The sequence below is a fragment of the Caldicellulosiruptor sp. F32 genome, from assembly GCF_000404025.1.
Taxonomy (GTDB): domain Bacteria; phylum Bacillota; class Thermoanaerobacteria; order Caldicellulosiruptorales; family Caldicellulosiruptoraceae; genus Caldicellulosiruptor; species Caldicellulosiruptor saccharolyticus.
Genome location: NZ_APGP01000097.1, coordinates 1 through 783, shown reverse-complemented (window position 1 = coordinate 783; position 783 = coordinate 1). Strand labels below are relative to the sequence as shown.

The window sequence follows — 783 nt, the reverse complement described above, 5'->3', positions numbered from 1 at the left end:
CAAGTTTACTCTCCGTATGCAGAACTTGCCAAAAAACTTTTGGACGCTGGTAGAATTTCTTATGGCAAATACGAGGAACTGCTCATAGAAGGTGGATACGCACATCTGATATTTGAACCTGAAGAAGACACAGAAGGTGAAATTAATGAACTTGAAGATGCCTATAGTCTTTGATAACGATTGTCTTTGTTCATTTTCATGGATAAATCGACTTGATATAATCGACAAACTTTTTGCTGGTCATATCGTTATCCCCAGAATCGTTCTGGACAAAATAAAGGAATTGCAAAAATACCGCTCCTACAGATTTGTTTTTCTAAACATAGACCAGAGAATAAAGAAGCGGTAATACAAAATCAGAGAAATTCCAGAATTAAGTCCTTACAAGGATGAATTTTCGAGGTTGACAGATCAAAAAAGTACGAATTCCATAGGCAAAGGAGAAGCTGCTGCTATAGTAATAGCAAAAATGTTAAACGGAACTCTTGCCAGTAACAATCTCAAAGATGTACTGCTGCATATTCAGCCAGACCAACCACCGCTGATAACCACAGAAACCATTCTATACCTTGCATATCAGAGAAAACTCATAAGCTTTCAAGAAGGACAACAAATATTAGATGAAATGAAACTAAGAAAAAGGAAGCTTTCTACTTACAGTTTTTTTGAGCTTCTTGAAAAGTACAAAGAAGCAGACTAAATAACTGTTGCAATTTCAAACTACAGTGGTATAATATATTCAGAACCAATTGCCACATACGAATAGCAAAACTGTATTCAAAA

General features: G+C 35.5%; 1 pseudogene. It reads left to right on the top strand.

Annotation, left to right across the window (positions count from 1 at the left end):
- Nucleotides 1-145 precede the first annotated feature (145 nt).
- Nucleotides 146-700 (top strand): annotated as a pseudogene (locus H964_RS13550) (hypothetical protein).
- Nucleotides 701-783: the final 83 nt, after the last annotated feature.